Source organism: Pseudoalteromonas sp. SG43-8 (assembly GCF_014164245.1).
Lineage (GTDB): Bacteria > Pseudomonadota > Gammaproteobacteria > Enterobacterales > Alteromonadaceae > Pseudoalteromonas > Pseudoalteromonas distincta.
On sequence record NZ_JACJEX010000012.1, the window covers coordinates 1 to 20,439 of the forward strand.

The 20,439-nt window shown below is 37.9% G+C and carries 21 protein-coding genes and 1 rRNA gene; 12 read left to right on the plus strand and 10 right to left on the minus strand.

Translation table 11 applies throughout. The annotated features are described in order from the left end of the window. The 3 genes from rrf to H5122_RS16505 form a co-directional block, all read left to right on the plus strand. A 5S ribosomal RNA gene (gene rrf, locus H5122_RS16495) occupies positions 1–112 on the plus strand; the annotation flags it as partial. A gap of 467 nt (positions 113–579) precedes the next feature. After that, positions 580–1,773, plus strand: coding sequence for a porin (locus H5122_RS16500; protein ID WP_182672493.1), 1,194 nt, complete (start codon positions 580–582; stop codon positions 1,771–1,773). Then, positions 1,773–2,234 carry a hypothetical protein gene (locus tag H5122_RS16505; RefSeq protein WP_182672492.1) on the plus strand — a complete coding sequence of 154 codons (462 nt, stop codon included), beginning with the start codon at positions 1,773–1,775 and terminating at the stop codon, positions 2,232–2,234. The genes H5122_RS16500 and H5122_RS16505 overlap by 1 nt, the downstream gene beginning before the upstream one ends. A gap of 40 nt (positions 2,235–2,274) precedes the next feature. On the opposite strand, the gene H5122_RS16510 is transcribed toward H5122_RS16505, so the two are convergent. Next, a complete protein-coding gene (locus H5122_RS16510) occupies positions 2,275–4,368 on the minus strand; it encodes an EAL domain-containing protein (RefSeq protein WP_182682751.1) in 2,094 nt (697 codons plus the stop codon). 259 nt (positions 4,369–4,627) lie between these two features. Here H5122_RS16510 and H5122_RS16515 point away from each other — a divergent pair, with 259 nt between their 5' ends. The 8 genes from H5122_RS16515 (at position 4,628) to H5122_RS16550 (ending at position 10,652) form a co-directional block, all read left to right on the plus strand. Further along, positions 4,628–5,560, plus strand: coding sequence for a CHAD domain-containing protein (locus H5122_RS16515; protein WP_182682752.1), 933 nt, complete (start codon positions 4,628–4,630; stop codon positions 5,558–5,560). A gap of 26 nt (positions 5,561–5,586) precedes the next feature. Then, the gene (locus H5122_RS16520; protein ID WP_182682753.1) at positions 5,587–6,486 is read left to right on the plus strand and encodes a DUF350 domain-containing protein; all 900 of its coding nucleotides are present in this window, start codon (positions 5,587–5,589) and stop codon (positions 6,484–6,486) included. 3 nt (positions 6,487–6,489) lie between these two features. Beyond that, positions 6,490–8,211, plus strand: a complete 1,722-nt coding sequence (locus H5122_RS16525) for a polyamine aminopropyltransferase (protein ID WP_182682754.1) — start codon at positions 6,490–6,492, stop codon at positions 8,209–8,211. Between the two features lie 79 nt (positions 8,212–8,290). Beyond that, positions 8,291–8,704, plus strand: coding sequence for a YjfI family protein (locus H5122_RS16530; protein ID WP_004335098.1), 414 nt, complete (start codon positions 8,291–8,293; stop codon positions 8,702–8,704). A 24-nt stretch (positions 8,705–8,728) separates the two neighbouring features. Then, a complete protein-coding gene (locus H5122_RS16535; protein ID WP_004335088.1) occupies positions 8,729–9,421 on the plus strand; it encodes a PspA/IM30 family protein in 693 nt (230 codons plus the stop codon). Positions 9,422–9,495: 74 nt separating this feature from the next. Further along, complete coding sequence (locus H5122_RS16540; RefSeq protein WP_182682755.1) at positions 9,496–10,134, plus strand: DUF4178 domain-containing protein; 639 nt, start codon at positions 9,496–9,498, stop codon at positions 10,132–10,134. Continuing rightward, on the plus strand, positions 10,131–10,451 hold the full coding sequence (locus H5122_RS16545) for a hypothetical protein (protein WP_024597423.1): 321 nt from the start codon (positions 10,131–10,133) through the stop codon (positions 10,449–10,451). The genes H5122_RS16540 and H5122_RS16545 overlap by 4 nt, the downstream gene beginning before the upstream one ends. A 15-nt stretch (positions 10,452–10,466) precedes the next feature. Beyond that, positions 10,467–10,652, plus strand: a complete 186-nt coding sequence (locus H5122_RS16550) for a hypothetical protein (RefSeq protein WP_024597424.1) — start codon at positions 10,467–10,469, stop codon at positions 10,650–10,652. Between the two features lie 29 nt (positions 10,653–10,681). Here the strand turns inward: H5122_RS16550 and H5122_RS16555 are convergent, their stop codons facing one another. From H5122_RS16555 to H5122_RS16575, 5 genes are all read right to left on the minus strand, one after another. Then, positions 10,682–11,083: a hypothetical protein gene (locus tag H5122_RS16555; RefSeq protein WP_182682756.1), complete on the minus strand. Its 402-nt coding sequence runs from the start codon at positions 11,081–11,083 to the stop codon at positions 10,682–10,684. Positions 11,084–11,093: 10 nt separating this feature from the next. After that, positions 11,094–11,627 (minus strand): hypothetical protein, encoded by a 534-nt coding sequence (locus H5122_RS16560; protein WP_182672485.1) that lies wholly within the window; start codon positions 11,625–11,627, stop codon positions 11,094–11,096. Between the two features lie 109 nt (positions 11,628–11,736). Next, positions 11,737–13,113 (minus strand): aspartate ammonia-lyase, encoded by a 1,377-nt coding sequence (locus tag H5122_RS16565; RefSeq protein WP_004335071.1) that lies wholly within the window; start codon positions 13,111–13,113, stop codon positions 11,737–11,739. Positions 13,114–13,124: 11 nt separating this feature from the next. Continuing rightward, the gene (locus H5122_RS16570; protein WP_223231703.1) at positions 13,125–13,490 is read right to left on the minus strand and encodes a hypothetical protein; all 366 of its coding nucleotides are present in this window, start codon (positions 13,488–13,490) and stop codon (positions 13,125–13,127) included. A gap of 101 nt (positions 13,491–13,591) precedes the next feature. Beyond that, positions 13,592–13,777, minus strand: coding sequence for a hypothetical protein (locus H5122_RS16575; RefSeq protein WP_010554833.1), 186 nt, complete (start codon positions 13,775–13,777; stop codon positions 13,592–13,594). Between the two features lie 200 nt (positions 13,778–13,977). On the opposite strand from H5122_RS16575, the gene H5122_RS16580 reads away from it, so the two are divergent. Further along, complete coding sequence (locus tag H5122_RS16580; RefSeq protein WP_182682757.1) at positions 13,978–14,568, plus strand: DUF938 domain-containing protein; 591 nt, start codon at positions 13,978–13,980, stop codon at positions 14,566–14,568. Here the strand turns inward: H5122_RS16580 and H5122_RS16585 are convergent. The 4 genes from H5122_RS16585 to H5122_RS16600 all read right to left on the minus strand — a co-directional run bounded on the left by H5122_RS16585 (position 14,545) and on the right by H5122_RS16600 (position 20,311). Next, on the minus strand, positions 14,545–15,684 hold the full coding sequence (locus tag H5122_RS16585; RefSeq protein ID WP_182682758.1) for a GNAT family N-acetyltransferase: 1,140 nt from the start codon (positions 15,682–15,684) through the stop codon (positions 14,545–14,547). The two genes, H5122_RS16580 and H5122_RS16585, sit on opposite strands and share 24 nt — an antisense overlap. A 6-nt stretch (positions 15,685–15,690) precedes the next feature. After that, positions 15,691–17,073 (minus strand): carboxylesterase, encoded by a 1,383-nt coding sequence (locus H5122_RS16590; RefSeq protein WP_182682759.1) that lies wholly within the window; start codon positions 17,071–17,073, stop codon positions 15,691–15,693. Next, a complete protein-coding gene (locus H5122_RS16595; RefSeq protein ID WP_182682760.1) occupies positions 17,063–19,783 on the minus strand; it encodes an ATP-binding protein in 2,721 nt (906 codons plus the stop codon). Before H5122_RS16595 ends, H5122_RS16590 begins: the two co-directional genes overlap by 11 nt. 72 nt (positions 19,784–19,855) lie before the next feature. Then, positions 19,856–20,311, minus strand: a complete 456-nt coding sequence (locus H5122_RS16600) for an Lrp/AsnC family transcriptional regulator (RefSeq protein WP_039488718.1) — start codon at positions 20,309–20,311, stop codon at positions 19,856–19,858. Positions 20,312–20,439: the final 128 nt, after the last annotated feature.

Genomic DNA, 20,439 nt, shown 5'->3' on the forward strand with positions numbered 1-20,439 from the left:
GGTGACAATAGCGTTTTGGACCCACCTGATTCCATGCCGAACTCAGTAGTGAAACGAAACAGCGCCGATGATAGTGTAGCATTTGCTATGTGAAAGTAGGACATTACCAGGCTTCAAATTGTAGAGAGCCCGACTAGAAATAGTCAGGCTTTTTTACGTCTGGAGAAAAGTAAATGTGGTGAATTACTCACATATCACATTATAATTTAGCTAATTTACATCCTACCAAACACTTATATTAAGCACTCAATCTCGGTGAACGAGATAAATTAAGAATCAGTTTGATCCCCTACTTAGTTGATAAGTATCTATATAAATATAGTTAAGCTCTATCTCAATAATACTGAATGGGATTGAGGTGAAAACAGTGTTAACTAGGTACTTAATACTCTTATAGAGCACATATATTGTGCCAACATGTAATTCATTGACTATAATCATTATTCCTAGGTCGCGGTAAAGAGCGCTACTTAAAATAATTAAATAATTGATTATTCGAACTGGTGAATTATTTCCTTGTTAGCATAATTAATCTTCATTGTACTTTGCATAATTCAACAAAGGATTTAATTTTCTCTGATGCGATATAAAATATCTTGGTGCTTACTTTTTACCACTATGCTTACTCATTTTTCAGCTTTTTCTAATGAGTTAGAATTTTCTGGTTATGCTCGAGTTATTGGTGGTTACTTAGACGAAAAAAATGTCGAATTTAAGGGATATGAAGACAGTATTAAATTTTCTCCATCTAGTTTAATTGGATTCCAAGGCGAGTATCAATTTGATGATAAGTGGTCTGCAACAGCCCAAGTTTTGCTAAGAAGCAATAACACAACAGCTTCTGACAACTCAGGGTTAGAGTGGTTATATTTAACATATAGGCCAACTGATAATATTCAGATAAAACTCGGAAAATTACGCACACCTTTTTTTACTATGAGTGACTTTTCGGATGTTGGTTTTGCGTACCCATGGATCAATCCACCTCAACAAGTTTATGATACTTATTTATTTAAAACATTTAATGGCATAGATGCTGTTTATAAATTTGGTGCAGAAAACTTTGATTTGAGCTTTGAAGGTTACTATGGTGAAGAGTCGGGTGATATAGGGATAGGCGCCTTAAGAACGGGCTTTGAAGTTGATAACCTTTTAGGGTTCATTGGTAAGATTAATATTGAAAACTTAGAATTTAGAGTTTCCCGTTATAATGGGAATATCAAGCTTGATATTGATGAGATAAGACAGCTAGAAAATGTTCTTAATAGCCTTAATTTTACAAAAAGTGCCAGCTCGGTAAAAACAAAAGGTAGAGCACATGCAGACCAATTTGGCGTAATTTACGACAATTTAGATTATTTTTTTAGAGGTGAATGGGTCCGCATTAAAACTGATTTAGGGATAGTGCCTATAATTCAAAGCTATTATTTAACTGCCGGTGTTAATCATGCTCCTTTTACTTACCACTTAACATTTGCAGATAGCGACGTAGAAACTCGTTCTGCTGAAAATGAAATTCCGTTAGGTATTAATAGCGACTTAGATCAACTTGCATATGGGTACAATCGTATTTTTGATGAATCTACGCCTGACTCAATTAAGAGTTGGACGGTTGGTGTACGCTGGGATGTGTTGCCAAACCTTGCCTTAAAAGCTGAGTTTTCAACCCTAGAAGGCGACGATGTAAAAGACTCGTTTTTCGTTACTCCTGATGACTCTGATTTTGATAAAAAAACTAATCTTTATCTTATTGGTTTGGATTGGGTGTTTTAATGATATTTTTTAAACCTATTAATAACATTAAAAAAATAATGATGCTCTTTGTATTCGCTAGTAGCCTATTTGGTTTTAGCATTTCAGTTTATGCAGAAAATACAAACCCCTCGAACGTCATTATTGTAGTAAATACCACAGATAAAAACTTATCTTTTAGTAAGCAACAAATTCGCCATATTTATATGGGCGGAGCTATGAGCAGACAATTTAAAGCAGTTAACCTTTTTGTCGGCAATCCGCTTAGAATAAATTTTAACACTAGGATGGTAGGTCTTACTGAATCTAGAATACAAGCTTATTGGGCCCAAATGCGATTCACGGGGCGCAGCAAGCCCCCTGTTGAATTTGAGTCTACAGAAGAGGTTATAGAGTACTTACTAACCGTTGAAGACTCAGTAGCTTACCTTCCAGCAGGAATTACTATACCTAAAGAGCTCACCATAATTGCACTAAATTAAAAGTAAGCCGCTTGCTTAGTAAAAAATCAATTGCACTGAGTTATTTTGAAGTTATTGTTAGTTCTTTAAATAATATTTTCGCTCGTTCAATTGTGTGTGGTAGTTGTGCAATGCACACTGGTTTTGCAAAGTAATAGCCCTGCATTTCATCACTACCATTTGATACTAGGTAGTTAGCTTGATCGTTTGTTTCAATTCCTTCGCTACATATTTTTAAACCAAGGCGTTGGCCTAAATCGAGTATTGCTTGTAATACTGCAGTGTCTTTTGCCGAGCTTGCATATTGATTTACAAACATTCGATCTATTTTTAATGTATCAATTTCAATTTTAGTAAGGTAACTCAATGAAGAGTAACCTGTGCCAAAGTCATCTAATGCAATTGAGCCTCCCATAACTTTTACTTGATTAAAAAATTGATTGGCGTTTTCAAAATTTTCTAAATAGCTTGATTCTGTTATTTCAAACTGAATATTTGAAATATCGACGCTATGTTCAAGTAGTTTACTTTTTACAGTATGAATGAAGTTATGATCTTTTAAGTCATGGCTTGAAAGATTCATGGAGACGAGTACATTATTCCCCATAAGTTGTTTTAGCATTTGCATATCTTTAAATACTTGTGTGATCACCCATTGAGTAATCGCTTTTATTTTACCTGCTTGTTCCGCTATAGGTATAAACTCACTAGGAGAAACAAAACCTAGCTCTTTGCTTTGCCATCTTATTAAGGCTTCTAAGCCCTGAGTTTCGCCTGTATTCGACATTTTAAGCTGATAAAATAACTCAAATTCATTTTGCGCTATTGCGTGAGATATTAAGTTAGCGACTTGCGCTTTTCGTTTGTTATCTTCAAGCATTTTATGGTGGAATATTGTATATGCGCCTTTGCCTTTTTCTTTTGATGTGTACATTGCAATATCGGCATTACTGATAAATGTATTTATATCAAATTCAGCTTCTTTGGCACTTGCAATACCAATACTAATACCCGCTGGTACGTCCCACTCATTTATAGTGAATGGCTCTTTCATACCCTCAATGATATTTTCGGCAATATCTATAACAATAGATTGCTCAGTGATATTAGGTAGCATAATTAAAAACTCATCACCGCCTAAGCGTGCAATTATGTCGTTACTACGCAGATAACTTTTCACTTTTTTAGCCACAGCTTGTAAAAGCATATCTCCGGTTTCATGGCCTAGGGTGTCGTTAACGCCTTTAAAACTATCAACATCAAAGAACATAATCGCAACGTCTCGGTCGTTACTTTTACTACTAGCTAGTTCGAGTTTGAGTAGGTCCATAAAAAACATGCGATTAGGTAAACCTGTTAATATATCGTAATTGGCGAGGCGCTCCATTGAATGCGTTTGTACTAAAAGTTGTGCGGTGTGTTTATGATTGGTTTGAACTTGGGAGTCAATTGTTTGTAGTAATGCATTAATGTCGTTACCAAGTTGAGATACTTCATCATGACCAGTGACTTGGTATTGAAGCTTATAATTTGTTGATTTTTCAACTTTCTGTGTGAACTTCGAGAGCGCTAAAAGTGGGCTTAATAAACGCTGATATATCCAAAATGAAATAATAATGGTGAGTGCAATAATTAAAACAACAAATGGAGCTGCACTATAAAAAAGGCTAATTTTACTTTCATTCAGTGGCTTTTTAAAGTCTTGCACAATGAGCAAATATCCAATAGGAAATTGCTCCTCCCCAATTGCCTTTAAGGCCACTAGTCCTTCATTGGTTATTGTAACCGCATAAGGTAAATTTTTTGGTTGAATACTTATAAGTTCAGGCTTAAAGCTCTCAAGCTCTAAATAGTTGGGGTGGACATACGATTGGATTAATTGCCAGTCAGCGTCAAATACATTAACAAACTTAATGTGTTCGTACCGATCAAAACCGAGCAATTCTGTGGTTATAGAGAACAAATCAACTTGCTCAGACATAACACGTAATAAGCTATCGGAAATATTTGAAGACATTGCATCTAAGTTTTGTTTAACAGATTGGCGATATAAATCTTCGTGTTCATTAATCGCGAGGAAAAAAACTAAATTTGCGCTAAATATAATTAAAACCGTTGTTATTATAATAAATTTATATCGAATACTATGAAGCATCAAATCTAACCCTTAACCATCATTTAATTATGTTTTAGTTATTATTGTGTAATCAGGCAATCCATAATTACAAAAAAGTTACTGACTACGCCCTTTGTAGCACTAAAACCTTAACATTGAGAATGCTTTTAAATTCATATACTAAATATAGCTGTTTATTTAATTTTGTACTGACTTACTTTGTTGCAATTTCATTCTTGGTTTAATAAGTGACCTGTGTAAAACTACCTTAGTTAATTTAGTAAATCAGGTGACATGAATGTCGAATATTAAAGCTTGGAAACTTATAAGCCTGTTTTGTTTGTTCGCAGTGCTTATGGGTTGTCAATCTAAAGAAGAGCAGCTGCAACAAACAATTCAAGAGTCTATTAAAAAAGCAGATACAGAGCTGTCACAGCTTGGTACTGCGCTTGATAATGGGAATGTGCGCAATGCTGTATTACTTAAAGAATATGGCGAGCTCCTTAAAAAACAACAGCCAGAGCTTACAAAAGTTGTTGATGTAATTACCCTTGATGCAACGCGCCAAGGTGCACTTTATAGTGGTTTAACACAGCGACTTAAAGATATTAAAGGAACTTACTTAATTCCTCCTTACGAAGATACGTTGCATAGTATTGATTTGTTGCGTGATGCGTCTAAACCTACGCTATTTTCTGATGCGTTAACCGATCCTATTAATATGCTAGCTGATATGTCCAAAGGCACTTTAGCGCGTGTAGGCGCAATTAGTAAGCAAGCTGAAGGTGAGGGTGTTGGTAACCAAATGGTAGGTAACCCTAACTATGGTAACTGGCAAACAAATAGTAATGGTATTAGCTTTTGGCAATGGTACGGCATGTACCGTATTTTAGGCGATGTATTTGACCGTGTTGAATATGAAAGCTGGAGCAAACGCCGAAAGTATAGTTATTACAATGACTATGGCCGTTCGCGTTATTCAAGCCCTAAACAAATTAAAACCCAAAGCGCGCTAGAAACACGCACGCGCCAAACATACCAACGCCAAGGTAAGCAGTTTACAAGCCCTTATGCGAGTAAAAAAACAGGTGCATCCGGTTTAAGCCGTAGTAGTTATACGCCACCAAAAAGCCGCAGTAGTTATTCTCGTTCGAGCAGTTATAGCAATAGCTCAGGATCGGTGCGTGATAGCGGTAGCAGAACCTCTCGTGGCGTGAGCCGTGGTAAGTAAAAGAATAAAGTTGGAGTTAGAATAATATGTATGAATTTAATGGAATAACTATGTGGTCGCTACAAGCATTGGCGATTGATTTTGTAATTATTGTTTTATTATTTGTAAGCCTTAAATATATAAAAGGCTGGGTTTCAAACTTACACGCAAATGATGAAATAACAGAGCGTGATAACTTTGCTTTTGGTATTAGCTTTGCCGCTGGTTTAGTGGCACTGGCGATTGTATTAACAGGTGTAAGTAGTGGTGCTTTTGCTGCAACACTGCAGCAAGAAGCACTGCAAATGTTAGCTTACGGCGCATTAGCAGTTGTACTTATTAAGTTAGGTCACTTTTTTCAAGATAAAGTAGCGCTTCGTAAAGTAAGCCTGCACGACGAAATAGTTAAAGGTAACGTTACAGCTTCAATTATTGATTTTGGTCATGTTGTTAGCGTTGCAATAGTTATTCGCTCAGCACTTTTATGGGTGGCTACTGATGGCTGGCATGGTCTTCCAATTGTAATTGCTGCCTTTATTATAGGTAGTGTTGTATTACTACTTGTTAGCCAATACCGAGTGCAGTTATTTAAGCGTACAAACAAAAGTGGCGACTGCCTACAACAAGCAATTGATGATGGTAACTTAGCTGTGGGTATTCGTTACGCTGGATTTCTAATAGGTAGTGCATTAGCTATTACAGCTGCAACGGGTGTTGCGCCATACGCTGCTGATAACATTAATGCGAGTTTACTATACTGGGCTATTAGCGCTGTTGTGAGCCTTGTCGCATTTATTATTTTGCACTTAGTGACAATTAAAATAATTTTATCTGGTTGCGATATTTCCGATGAAGTTAATCGTCAAAAAAATGTAGGTGTAGCAGCTATTTCTGCAGCAGTATCATTTGCTGTAGGTATCACTATGGCAACATTACTAGGCGCATAATCAGTGTCATCAACCAACACTCCCCCAAGTAAGTCTCGCTTACTTGGGCACGATATACTACTTATTACTGTTATGGCCGTGCTTGCTGGGTGCGGCCTTATTTATGAATACTTACTGTCTCATTATGCGGGGCGTGTACTTGGCTCAGTAGAGAGCGCTATTTACGCCATGATCGGTACTATGATTGTAGCAATGGGCTTAGGCGCTTTTTTAGCGCGTTGGTTTAAAGATGCATTTACCGCTTTTGCTTGGCTAGAAAGCATTATTGCTTTGGTTGGCATGGGCTGCATTTTAGCGATAGCGGGTGTAATAGCTGTAAGTTATTCTCTTCCTCATTTATTTTCGAGCATTTTTAATTTACCCCCTGATGTTGTACTTAATGGTTACGTATTTCAAAAGTTACAAGAGTGGTCACGTTTTCTACCTTATGTTTTTGGTTTAATACTGGGCTTATTTATTGGTATGGAAATACCGCTTATAGCGCGTATTCGTCAGCATGTTTATGGTCGTTTTTTAGAAAACAACGCAGGGACTATTTATGGTGCCGATTATATTGGTGCTGGTATTGGTGCCGCCATTTGGGTAAGTATCATGCTCTCAATGCCTATAATGCAAGCTGCGGCGTGGACGGCGTTATTTAATATCATCGCAGGACTCGCTTTTTTATGGCGTTACCATGCCCATGTGCGCTTTGCTAAGGCACTTTTAGTTTGCCATATAGTACTGCTGGCATTGTTTGGCTTTATTTTAGTATTTGGCAGTAGCTGGATGAACAGTCTAAGTAATGTTTTATACAAAGATAAAGTAATTTATTCGCAAGCAACCAAATACCAGCACGTAGTTTTAACCGAAAGGTTAAGCAAAAACCAACCTCAGCCAATTACAGATTTATATTTAAATGGGCGTTTGCAGTTCTCAAGTATTGATGAACAAATATATCATTCAATGCTGGTTTATCCTGCAATGCTTGCCTCGAACAGACACGACCGTGTATTAATAATTGGTGGTGGTGACGGGTTAGCACTTAGAGATGTTTTAAAATGGCCTGTGAGCGAAGTAACGCTAATAGATTTAGACGCGCAGCTTCTCAATTTATTTGGTCATAAAGACGGTGACTTTACGCCGCCAGAGCACATCAATAAGCGATTACTACAGCTAAACAATAAATCGATGCAAGACTCGCGAGCCAACATAATTGTGGGTGATGCATTTTTAGAAGTTGAAAAGCTGCTTGATCAATCTAAGCAGTTCGACACCATCCTAATTGACTTACCGGACCCAAATCACCCTGATCTAAATAAAATGTACAGTGACTACTTTTATAATCATGTACGTCAGTTATTAGCACCCGATGGCGCAATGGCGGTTCAATCAACTTCACCTTACCACGCTAAAAAAGCGTTTTTAAGCATTGCTAAAACAGTTAAAGCCGCAGGGTTTGAGTATGTTGAGCAGTATCAGCAAAACATACCTTCGTTTGGGCAGTGGGGCTGGACTATAGCCACTAAAATGGGTCAGTCGGCCAGTGGCCGTATTAATGATGCGACGGCTATGCCTGTGCCATCAAGGTGGATTAGTAAAGAATATTTATTGGCAAGTTTTGTATTTCCTAACCACTACTTTGAACAAGTTAAAAGTATTGAGGTCAATAGGTTAGGATCTGGTCAGTTGTATGATTACTACCGAACTGCATGGCAAATAGAAAGCGAATTGTATAAAAACTAACAAAACATGGTTGACATAATATGTCGACCGTGAGAATCTTAACTCAGACATAATATGTCAAACGACAAAAGGCAGAGACATGGAATTAAATGAACTTTCAATAAAATTAGCTTCTTTTGAAACTGAAGGCGCTAACTTTGAGTCTTTCTTGATTGCCAACCCTGGCGAGCAAGATGTTTTACAAGTCATTGTTGATGGAAATGATGAACTTCCAATTTTTGTTACACAAACGCAAGAGCAGTTGTTATGTATTAGCTACTTGTTTGACGAAGATGAAGTTAAGAGTGAATTACGCAACGAGTTAAACGAAACATTACTGCGTTTAAACGTGCCAATTCCACTGAGTGCATTTGCTAAAATCGATAACAAATACGCGATTTTTGGTGCACTGTCGGTAAATTCATCATTAGATGACGTTACCCACGAACTAGTGACATTAGCCGATAACGCTATCGATGCACTAGAAGCCGTGACCTTGTATTTAAACGATTAATAGCCAGTTAGTGGAGTTAAGATTATGAGTATTTTAAAAAAATTATTTACAGCAGTACGTGGCGGCGCTCGTGAAGCAGGCGAAGCAATTGTAGACAAAAATGGCATCCGTATTTTTGAGCAAGAAATTGCAGACGCGCAAAATGCACTTCACCGTGCTAAAAAAAGCCTTACAGAAGTAATGGCTAAAGAAATGCAAACTAAGCGTAAAATTAGCGCTGTAGATGCATCAATCGCTGAACATGAAGCGTATGCAGGCCAAGCGCTTGAAAAGGGCAACGAGGCGCTGGCATTAGAAATTGCAGAAAAAATTGGTGACTTTGAAGCTGAAAAAGCCGAAAACGAGCAAGTATTATCTGGTTTTAGTAACCATATTGTTGCGCTTAAGCAGCAAGTTAAAGATGCTGAAAAATCAATTAAAGAGAATCAGCGCCAGCTTACAATGGTTAAAACCACTGAAAGCGTACAGCAAGCAACAATGGCTGTTAACAGCACGCTTAATACAAACAGCTCGTCTATGACATCGGCTCGTCAATCGCTTGAACGCATTAAACAGCGTCAACAAGATCGTAGCGACCAGCTAGGTGCTGCAAAGCAACTTGAGTCAGACGTAAATGGCGATGACTTAAAAGCAAAAATGGCTGAAGCAGGCATTGGCGACACAAGTCCAAAAAGCGCTGATATTTTAGCTCGCATCAAAGCGAAGCAAAATAGCTAACTATTACGTTTATACTTTAAAAAGGTAACCGAGTTTTTCTCAGTTACCTTTTTTGCTTAGAAGGCAGCCTTCCTATGTTTAATTTTTTCAAATCTAAAAAAGAGCCAGAACGTCAACTTAATCATCCGAGCGATCTTAAAAAAGGCGACATGTTTAGCGTTATTGATTCATTTGCCTATCCTGCATGGTTAAAGGGTGAAACGCTACGTGTTACTGATATTCAGACTTACCAATATCAGCACAGTAGCGATACTGAATTTGTACTCGAGACAAATAGCGGGCAAGTTGTATTTTTACAAATTGAGCAAGATGACGGCGAAGAGTGGGCTAACTTCTCTATTAAAATTCAGCGCAACGAAGTTGAAGAGATATTTGGCCTTGATGAGTTTGCGCGTATTTTTGATGAAGAGTCGTTAACCCACATTACAGTGCAAAATACACCAGAGCGCTTTATGCAGTTTTTAGCTAAAAGCTATCAACAAAGCGAGTCGCCTTACGTGTGTTATTTCCATAATAAAGATTACCGTAACCAAACATTGCCTCGCTATGAGCAAGAAGGTGGTGAGCCATGTGAAATGATTTGCTTAGCATCAGATAATGAAGGCTTTGGTTTAAATATCGAAATTTGGGATGGCGGCGAAACCGAAGTATCGCTAACACTGACGCGCCCAATGTCAGACATTGTAGACTTGTTTCCCGGAGACGCTAAGTGAGTGATGCTAAAGACAAGTGGTTGCGTCAGGAACAAGCTGTACGTGCCACACAAATGGCATTTGATCTAAGCAGTGAAGTTCAAAAGCTGATAAAAAAGCAAGCTATTGACCAAGAGTTAACTCCATCAGATATGATCCGTAAAATACTTGGCTTAGATGTAAAATCTAAAAAAACGCGTCAACGTTTATCGTTTAATTTAAATGATGACGAGATTGCGCAACTAGCCAGTCGCTTTGATGTCCCAAGTGATGATAAGCGAGCCGTAAAACAACAAGTAGCTGACTTACTAATTGCTCACACTAAAAAAACTAAGTAGTTGCACTAGATTATTATGAATATTACTCTAATTGCTTATCTACTTATTTTTGCTTTGTTTGGTACTGCGGCGAGTTATTTTGTACGCTTTATTTATGCATATTGGGTGCTTAAAACAATGCCCATGAAGTACATTATAAAAGCGGGTATTTGCGTAGTGCTGGTTGTTGTAATTTCAGCGTTAATTCCGTATTTAGGTTAACGCTGAGATTAAATTATACGCGACCATTTTTATTTTATATCAAACGACTGGCATTGGTGATTAATACACAGCGACTGCACTTCAAGTACTGGTGAACAATCGGTTAAGCCTTGTGCTTTATTTTGTATTTTTTCTTGTTTTGTTATTTGTTGAGCAAGCTGTTCTGCTTCTTCTTGAGATGTGTTCAGCGTTGAATAAACAGCATACTTACTCGGTCCGCCGCATGCGCGGGCGCCCACTTCAAGTACTTTGCACTGAAAACTTGCGGTGCAGCTGTTATTACTCACCATGTTACTAAGATCATAGTTTAAGTCAGACAAGTTTTTACTTTGCTCATTTGACGTCACAGTACTAGCACAACCACTTAGTAATAAAATGCTGCTAGCAATGCTTAAAATTGATAGTTTAATTGTCGATGGTAAACAACTCATAACGTTATCCTTAAAATGCACTTACCGCTGAACCTTCAAGTTTAACACATTTATTTTCAACACACTGCGTGCTTGGCGTTGTTAAATGCTGACAAATGCTCATCATCCCTTTTTGTGAATTATAGTTACTTTCAAGCTTAGTAATTTTATCGCTAAGGGCTGCTACTTGTTTTTCAGACGCTGATTTTGTTGAGTACACAATAAAGCTGCTTGGCCCACCACATGCGCGACTGCCTACTGCACTTATTCTGCATTGGGTGCTGGTATCACATTGCTTATCTGTAATTAGCGTATTTAATTCGGCTTTAGCTGTTTTTATATCGTCTATTGAAACGTTTTTTAAATCGTCTATTGAAACGCTTTCAGCAATTACATTATTTTTTGTATTTTCTTGTAATTGAGTGTTTTCTTTTAGCTTTTGCAGCTCTTGCTTTGGCGCTTCAGTTTCTGAGGTTATTGTTACTTGCTGCGTTTCAGTTGGCGTTTTATCTAAGCATGCAGTTAAACAAAGTGGTAAAAGTATGGCTAACAATGGGGTACGCATAACAAACCTTGATAGTGATGAAATATTCATCACTATCATACACGGTGCATTTTTTACGGCAATAAAAACTATATTATCAAGTAATTAAAGCCGTGCAAAATATCGTTTATTAAAGTCCACCCTGCGTTAGTTTGGTGGGATTAAGTAGCTTTTCGAGTTCACTGCGTGGTAAATCGGTTTCTTGTTCGGCTACATCAATAATAGGGCGGGCTTCCTTATAAGCCTGCTTTGCTATTTTTGCTGCTTTTTCATAACCGATCACCGGATTGAGCGCAGTCACTAAAATTGGATTTTTAGCGAGTGCTTTATCTATATTAGGCTGATTTACTTTAAAGCTGGCAATGGCTTTATCGCCCAATGCTTGTGCGCTATTGGCAAGTAATTCTATGCTTTGCAAAATATTATACGCAATGACTGGCAGCATAACGTTTAGCTCAAAATTACCCGCTTGGCCTGCTACTGTAATGGTCGCGTCGTTACCGATTACTTGTGCGCTTACCATGGCTGCGGCTTCTGGTATTACCGGATTTACCTTGCCAGGCATAATAGACGAGCCCGGTTGAAGTGCTTCTAGCTCTATTTCGCCTAAGCCCGCAAGTGGCCCTGAGTTCATCCAGCGTAGGTCGTTCGCTATTTTCATTTGTGCTACAGCGAGTACTTTTAATTGCCCCGAAAGCGCTACTATGGCGTCTTGTGAACCGATGTTATAAAAAAAGTTACTACTAGGCGTAAATCTAATGCCTACATTGGCACTCAGGTTTTCTGCAAATTTGGCTGCAAACTTAGGGTCTGCATTTATTCCTGTTCCAACAGCCGTACCGCCTTGTGCCAGTTCGCATACACGCTCTAAGCTATGTCTAATTCCTGCTGCGGCATGGTTAACTTGTGACTGCCACGCACTTAGTGTTTGATCAAATGTAACAGGCATTGCATCCATTAAATGCGTACGGCCCGTTTTAACTATATGGCCTACTTCAGCTTTTTTCTTTTCTAGGCTTTGCGATAAGTTTTCAAGCGAAGGAAGTAATTCATACACTACATTTATTGCGCTACTGAGTGCGATAGCAGTAGGGACTACATCGTTAGAACTTTGCCCCATGTTTACATCATCATTAGGGTGAATGCTTTCACTGCCTAATCGGCTAGCAAGCGTTGCAATAACTTCGTTGGCATTCATATTTGAGCTTGTGCCCGAACCTGTTTGAAAAATATCAACGGGGAAATGCTCAACATGCTCGCCATCAATAATACTTTGACAAGCTTGCTCAATAGCATTTGCTTTGTCTTTACTTAAATGGCCAAGCTCGCAGTTACTTTGCGCAGCGGCTTGTTTTATATAAGCCAGTGCAGTGATAAATTGCTTTGGCATAGATAAGCCACTAATGGCAAAGTTATTAACTGCTCGTTGTGTTTGTGCCTGATAGAGCGCATCAGTAGGTACTTGTAGCTCGCCCATGCTGTCTGATTCTGTTCTAAAGTTGCTCATAAGTGTGCTCCTTAAAAAGGGTTGAATTCGTGACTAAGAATACGAGCTTCACGCTCAAGTATTAAAAATTGTGCAGTATTGTTATGCACCTTATAAAATCGTTTTAATGCTAATAATGGCTTGTATAGCTGCTCTAAACATTGTTTACGAATAGCATTATGTATAAGAGGGTCGCACATTTTGTTCATAATTTCATGGTGTGTGCGCCTAAGATAAAACTCTTGAAGCAAGGGATTATGTTGTTGCTCAAATTTTTTGGCGACGTTAAGGGCGGTTTCTATGTAGTCGGCAACGAGCATGGGTGCATGCAGGCCAGGTCTTAAGCAATGACAAGAGAGTTCTTGATGGTAACGATGCTGGGCATAATTTGAAGACATAAAAAAACCGACTCAAGTTAACGATAATAGTTATCATTACATTTAATCGGTTTCAGTGTAAACAGTTATTATAAAAATTATTTGCGATACTAATTTGAGTATTAATTGTAGCCAAGAATAAATATCTGATCTGTTTCATGTTTGGTCATCGCCTGTTGATTATGTTTAGGGTGCGAAAGTAAGTCGATTACTGTAGCTCTCATATCAACGGCGTAACTATGATCGTCGGTGGTTTTTTCGGTTATAGCAATGGCCGCGTCTACAGCGGTATAAGGGGGTATATGCATAATTTTATCCTTTGAAATTTAATATAAGTTAAACCCTTTAGTGGGTTAACAATATAAAAGCATATTACGTACCAACCATAATGAGCCAGCTCAACCATATGATAGTTATAGTATTTAAAAATTACCTTTTTTTCATCACGACAAAATAAGCTAAATTTGCTTTACTGTTGTGCATTAATCTACAATTTTGGTGCACAGTAATGACAAAGCCATTTTCACAAGCCTGTGAAAACAATAAAACCCCTATTTTAGAGCAATTAAAGGGCGTATTAAAAAATACTAAAACAGTCCTCGAAGTCGGATCAGGAACCGGCCAACATAGTGTGTTTTTTGCAGAGCAATTACCGCATTTACAATGGCATACAAGTGATCGCGCTATAAACCACGAAGGGATTAATTTATGGCACCGCGAAGCTAATTTAACTAATTTACATGCACCACTTGAGCTTGATTTAAATAATGAATGGCCTGTAGATAAGGTTGACGCTATTTATACTGCAAACACATTTCATATTGTAAGTTGGCAATTAGTTGAACGTTTTTTTGACGGTGTTAAACGTCACTTAAATAGCGACGGTATGTTGTGTATTTATGGGCCATTCAAATACCAAGGTGAATTTACCAGCCCAAGTAATGATGACTTTAGTGCCTTTTTAACAGAGCGCGATCCGTTAAGTGGAATAAGAGATTTTGAAGCAGTTGAACAACTAGCTAAGCAAGCAGGGCTTACGCTTATTAGCGATACTGCCATGCCTGCAAATAATCAGTTACTCGTTTTTAAACGGCAGTAATGAGCTACATTGCTCTTTATATATATCAATATGGCCGCGTTCATGCTTTAAGTAGTCGCTTATTGCATTACTAAAGTCGCCATCAACAATATGGTGAGCAGAGTAGGTAAGTACGGGTTCAAATCCGCGTGCTATTTTGTGCTCACCTTGTGCTCCCGAATGAAAGCAGCTGAGTTTATGCTTTATTGCAAACTCAATACCTTGGTAATAGCACAACTCAAAGTGAAGCGAATCTACTTCCTCACTTGCTCCCCAGTAGCGCCCATAAAGTGTATTCTCACCTACTAAACTAAGTGTTGCAGCAATCACGTTGTCGTCTTTTTTGGCCAGCATAATAACGAGATTATTAGCCATTAATGCATGTAAAAGCGCAAAAAACTCCATATTTAAATAGCCCAAATGACCAGATCGCTTTAAGTAGGTACGCTGATAAAACTCACAAAACAATTGCATTATCTCGGGCGTAATTTGCGTTCCTTGCAGCCATTCAATATCAATATTTTGTTGCGCTATTTTAGCTCGCTCTTTTTTAAGTGACTTACGTTTTCGTGAGTTAAGTATTTGCAAAAAATCGTCAAAGGTTTCAAAACCTTTATTAAACCACTGAAATTGCACACCTACTCTTAGCATGGCATGTTGCTCAGTTAATGATGTTGCTTGGGCTTGGTCGCAAAAATTAACATGCCACCCCGACCACCTTTGCTCAGCACTGTGTATGCTAAGTTGCTCTGTAATGTACTGATACACCGCATTAGGGTTAGCGTGCTCGATAGCAATACGCTTGCCTTCAATAGGGCTAAAGGGAATGCCAGATAGCCACTTGGGATAATATTCTAAACCGTGTTTTTCGTATGCCTCAGCCCATGCCCAGTCAAATACGTACTCGCCGTATGAATGACTTTTTAAATACCCAGGTGCAAGCGCAATGAGCGTATCATCTTCAAAAATAGCGAGGTGATGGGGCTGCCAACCGCTTTTTTGTGTTACGCATTGGCTTTGTTCAAGGGCATATAAAAAAGCATGTTGAGTAAATGGTTCATCACCAAATAAACGTTGCCACTGCGCCTGATCAATCTCATTAATACTGCTAAACCATTGGTGCGAAAACGTTCCCATGACTACTTACCTTGTAGTTGTTCTAAGCTGTTCTACGTTTTTAATAAACGTACTAATTTGCTTTTTAAGCTCGGTAAAATGAGGATTATAAGTTAAGCGTTGTAAAGCCGGATAGTGTTTTAAGTTGGCGCTTGTTCGCTCTCCTAGTTGTGGATTTTTTGTTGTTTTACATGTCTTGTACAGGGACTCGTCGTTAATAAAGCTGCCACAATTACGATAGGTTGCGTTAATTCCATAATGTGGATTTTGCGGTGAGTTAACAATAGCAATATGCGACATACCATGAATTTTTTTACACTGAGGCGATGTGCACTGCGGGTTATTTACTGTGTAGTCACTAGCAAAGTCTGGCGGTAAAATATCAGTGATTCCATAAAGTACTAAAGTATCGAGCGGCTTATATTTTACTGAATTATCTTTGTGTAATGCACTTAATAATTTTAGCGTGGCACGCGTATCTATCGTGGTATCAATATCGCTAAGTACACTAAAAATAGGTAATTTAAGTGCAGAGCGTTTGTTTAAGCTACTTACGCTTGCAAGTGACATAGCATAGTACGACGCGGCAGCTGCATTTAAAGGAAATGATTCATACTTAGCAAAGTCTACATCGGCGTCTTTATCTATCCAATTAACAAAGGGTATGGCATCAATCCACTTTGCTATCCAGCCGTACTTATTATGTGGCTCGGAGCCTGGCGAATAAAGCATAAGCGCTTTAATTTTGGGTGAAACAGTGTGCTTGGTTGCGTAATCAATAAGTAACGCTGCACCGGTAGAGTAACCTGCGAGTATCACCTCATCAAAGTCTTGCACCGAGCGTTTAATACCGTATTTTATTGCCTGTTGCCATTGGCTAACCTCTACATTGAGCAATGCACTTGCGGCGCTTCCATGTCCTGGTAATAAAATAGTACGCACAGTATAGCCTTGTTGATAATACACTTGTGCTAAATCGTGATATGTAAAGGGTGAGTCAGTTAGCCCGTGAATTAATAGTGCAACTTTATTGCTGTTTGGATGCGTAAGCTCAAAAGGGGCGATAAGATCTGCAATAGTAGGGTCAGGTTTTCGCGTACCTTGTGTTACTAATTGCTGGTACGTTTGTGTAATAACAGGGCATGGTATATCTGCACGTGGATTGGTTTTATTTATATGTTTATATGCAAAATCTAAGTAATCGTTAAATGGTAAAAGGGCGTGGTAATTAAAGCGCTGGTGGTTGTGCTCTTTTTCAAAGCGTAATAAGCCTTGTTGCTTACTTTTTGTTATAAATTTAAAGTCGCTCGCTTGCGATATACAGTTTTGAGCGACAGCAATATGCGAAAAAACACTTAAAACAAAACCAACTCTTAAAACTATTCTTAAAATTAAACCACTATTGTTCATTAACTTCTGCATATTGGACAAGACACTCGGTTAGCTTAATGAGTTCAAGCGGTTTTGCAAGGTGCTGGTTAAATCCAACGGCTTGTGCATGTGCTTTATCCTCTGGCATAACGTCGGCAGTTAAAGCAATAATCGGGAGCTCTTGTTCAGTTTTAAACTGGCGGATCAGTGCCGTTGCTCTATAGCCATCCATTACAGGCATTTGGCAATCCATAAGCACTAAGTCAAAATGCTGCTTTTTAACTATATCAACGGCCAGTTCGCCATTTTCTACTATATACGGCACAATTCCTAACGAGCCAAGCATCGCTTTAATAACCATTTGATTTACTGGGTTATCCTCTGCGACCAAAATATCTAGCGAAGTAATATTAGTATTATCAAATGTAATAACATGTTCTTTTTTAGGTTCTGTTGTTTCTAATCGCATTGAAAATGTAAAAGTAGAGCCTTTATTTATTTCACTTTTAAGTGTTATATCAGCCCCCATTAATTGGCTTAGCTCTTTTGCTATTGTTAAGCCAAGGCCTGTACCACCAAACTGCCTTGAGGTAGAACTATCCGCTTGGGTAAATGCGTTAAATAATTTTTTATGTTGGCTTGGTTTTATACCTATTCCGGTATCACTAACGTTTATAACAAGCTGTACTTTATTGGCGGCAGTAAACTCTGTTTCTATGTTTAAAGTAACGCTGCCTTGGCTTGTAAATTTAATCGCGTTGCTACATAAATTAAGTAATATTTGCTCAATTCGCATAGGATCACCAATAAACCAGGTATCAACAGGTAGCTTTGAATTAACTTGCCATTTAATACCTTTGTTAACTGCGCTTTGCTCAAACATGTTGTTTATACGTGTTATTAAAGCACCTAAGTCGAATGCAATAGATTCAATAACTAACTTTTGGGATTCTATTTTTGATATATCAAGAATGTCATTAATTAAGTTTAATAAGCTTTTAGATGCTGAGTTTATTTTATCTAAATAGCCAATGAGTGTACTTGCATTGTCTGTTTCTCTAGCAAGTGAAGAAAAACCAATAACGGCGTTTAATGGTGTTCGTATTTCGTGGCTCATATTCGCTAAAAATTGGCTTTTAGCCTGATTAGCTAAATCGGACTGCTTCTTTGCTTGTGCGAGTGAGTGAGTACGCTCTGCAACTTGACGTGTAAGTGCGATTTGTTGCTGATTAAACAGCAGTAAAACCATTAAAATTAAAGAACATACGGCAACTTGAAGTATGAGTAATAATAAAGTTAGTTGACTATTATGTTGTGTTAAAAAGCTTTCTTTAAGGGCTAGTTTTACAATCCATTTTTGCCCTGCAAAGTCCACATCAAACGACATTAAGCGGCTGCCTTTAGCTTGCTGAACATTTTGAGAGTAATTACTATAAAACGGCGGAGTGTTTGTATCTTCGTATATACCAATCGAAAACATATCAGACTGTTCTTTAGAAATTGCCTGCTCAATAATACTACGCACTAAAAATACACCAGTGGCATAGCCTTTAATTGTTTTTTCATCACTATGCTGGGAGTACACAGGGGCAAATAATAAATAGGCTGGTTTAGGTTGTTTGGTTTGCACCAACTGAATTATTTTAGTTCCGACTGGCATGTACTTTATAGCGGGGTTAAGCAGAGAGCTTTTTCGATCAGGGTTTGAAAATACATTAAAGCCAATAGCTTTTTGATTACCATTAAAAGGAGCTATGTATTTTACTATAACAAGGGGATCACTAGTTTCAAGAGGTTCGCCAACTACATCAATATCTAAATGATAAATGTTTGATATTTCTTGGGCAAAGACGTCGCGTTGATCTTGAGGTATTTTTGCGTTCCACGATAAGGCGTTAATAAATGCGTGCTGAGTTAGTAACTGGCTAGCATAAGAATAAAAATCTTGCTGGCTTAGCATGGGAGATGACTGTACCTGACTTGCTAGGCTCTGCACTGCAATAATACTAAGATTTGTATATCTATAAAGGCTGTTTTCTATAACGTGGACTTCACGTTCAGCAATTTTAATAGTGTTTATACGATTTTCTTGATCGTATAACTGCGTTGTTACCGCGACTGATAAAAATAAAATAGAGCATACTGCAATTGTCGGAAACGCCGATATATTATGTTGATTAGACTTTTGTGGTAATAAAGAAAGTAAAAGCGGAGTCGCAATTAATACTCCTAATGTATCACCAAGCCACCAGTAAGTAACATTCTTCCAATGATTATCAACACTGTAAACCGAGTTGAATTGGCTTAAGGCAAATACGCCAAAGTTAGCCGAAATTAAGCTGACCAATATTGCTATGACAAGGATAAAGTAAATTATATTCTTGCGCTTTTTAAAGCGCAGCGGGTGCCCAAGCCAATACTTTAAAAGAGCTGCGCCGACCATTGCCTGTATAACAACACCAAAGGCGATATACATAGCCTCGTTAAATGAGTTACCGACCAGGACTAGCTCATGAGCAGAACTGTCAAAAATATTTAGGTTAAAGGCAATTGCAGCTACAAATAAAGGCGGGATAAAGCGCCACCACCAAATATAACAACCGACTAGTGCTATGCCGGCAGGTAACCAAATTGGAATTATTTGCGAGTTAAAAGCAAGTTTAGTGAGTGCTATGCCGACTAAAAAATATGCTAAAGCAAACATGATGTAAAAAATAATGGAATGATTTTTAGAGTTAAAATTTTTCACATAAGGTCCAAGCAATTATTATTGTCGTTTTGAAATATCAGTATAGCTAACAGTAAGTTATTTTGGTTATTTTTATAAAGGTAACTGTTTTTTGCTAAATGATTGTTTAAGCACAACTGTTGATTCTATATTTGCGATACAGCTTAAGCCACCTAGTTGATGTTTCACAAACGTTTCGTAGCTCTCAAGATCATGTGCAATGATTTTTAATAAATAATCATAGCTTCCTGATATTACACAACACTCTAATACATGTGGTAATTTTTCTACATGTTGCTCAAATTGCTCTGCAGCACTGACCGAGTTTTGGCTTAATCGTACAAACGCATATACCAATACATTAAGATTAAGTGCTTTAGGATTTATGGCGGCGTGGTAGCCGGTAATAATATTTTCTTGCTCTAACTTTTTTATACGCCTTAAACAAGGTGTATCCGATAGGTTAATACTGCTGGCCAAATCTGAAACAGACATACGAGCTTGGCTTTGCAGTGCAATGAGTAATTGCTGGTCTTTTTTATCTAACATAGTTGTCGGCTTTTATTAATTATTTTTATATTTGTAGTGATTATTGCTAAGTATTGCAATTTTTACTAATTTTTTTGGCGTTTTACCCTCATTGAACTCTGTTAGCATTTAACTATAAAAATAATAGA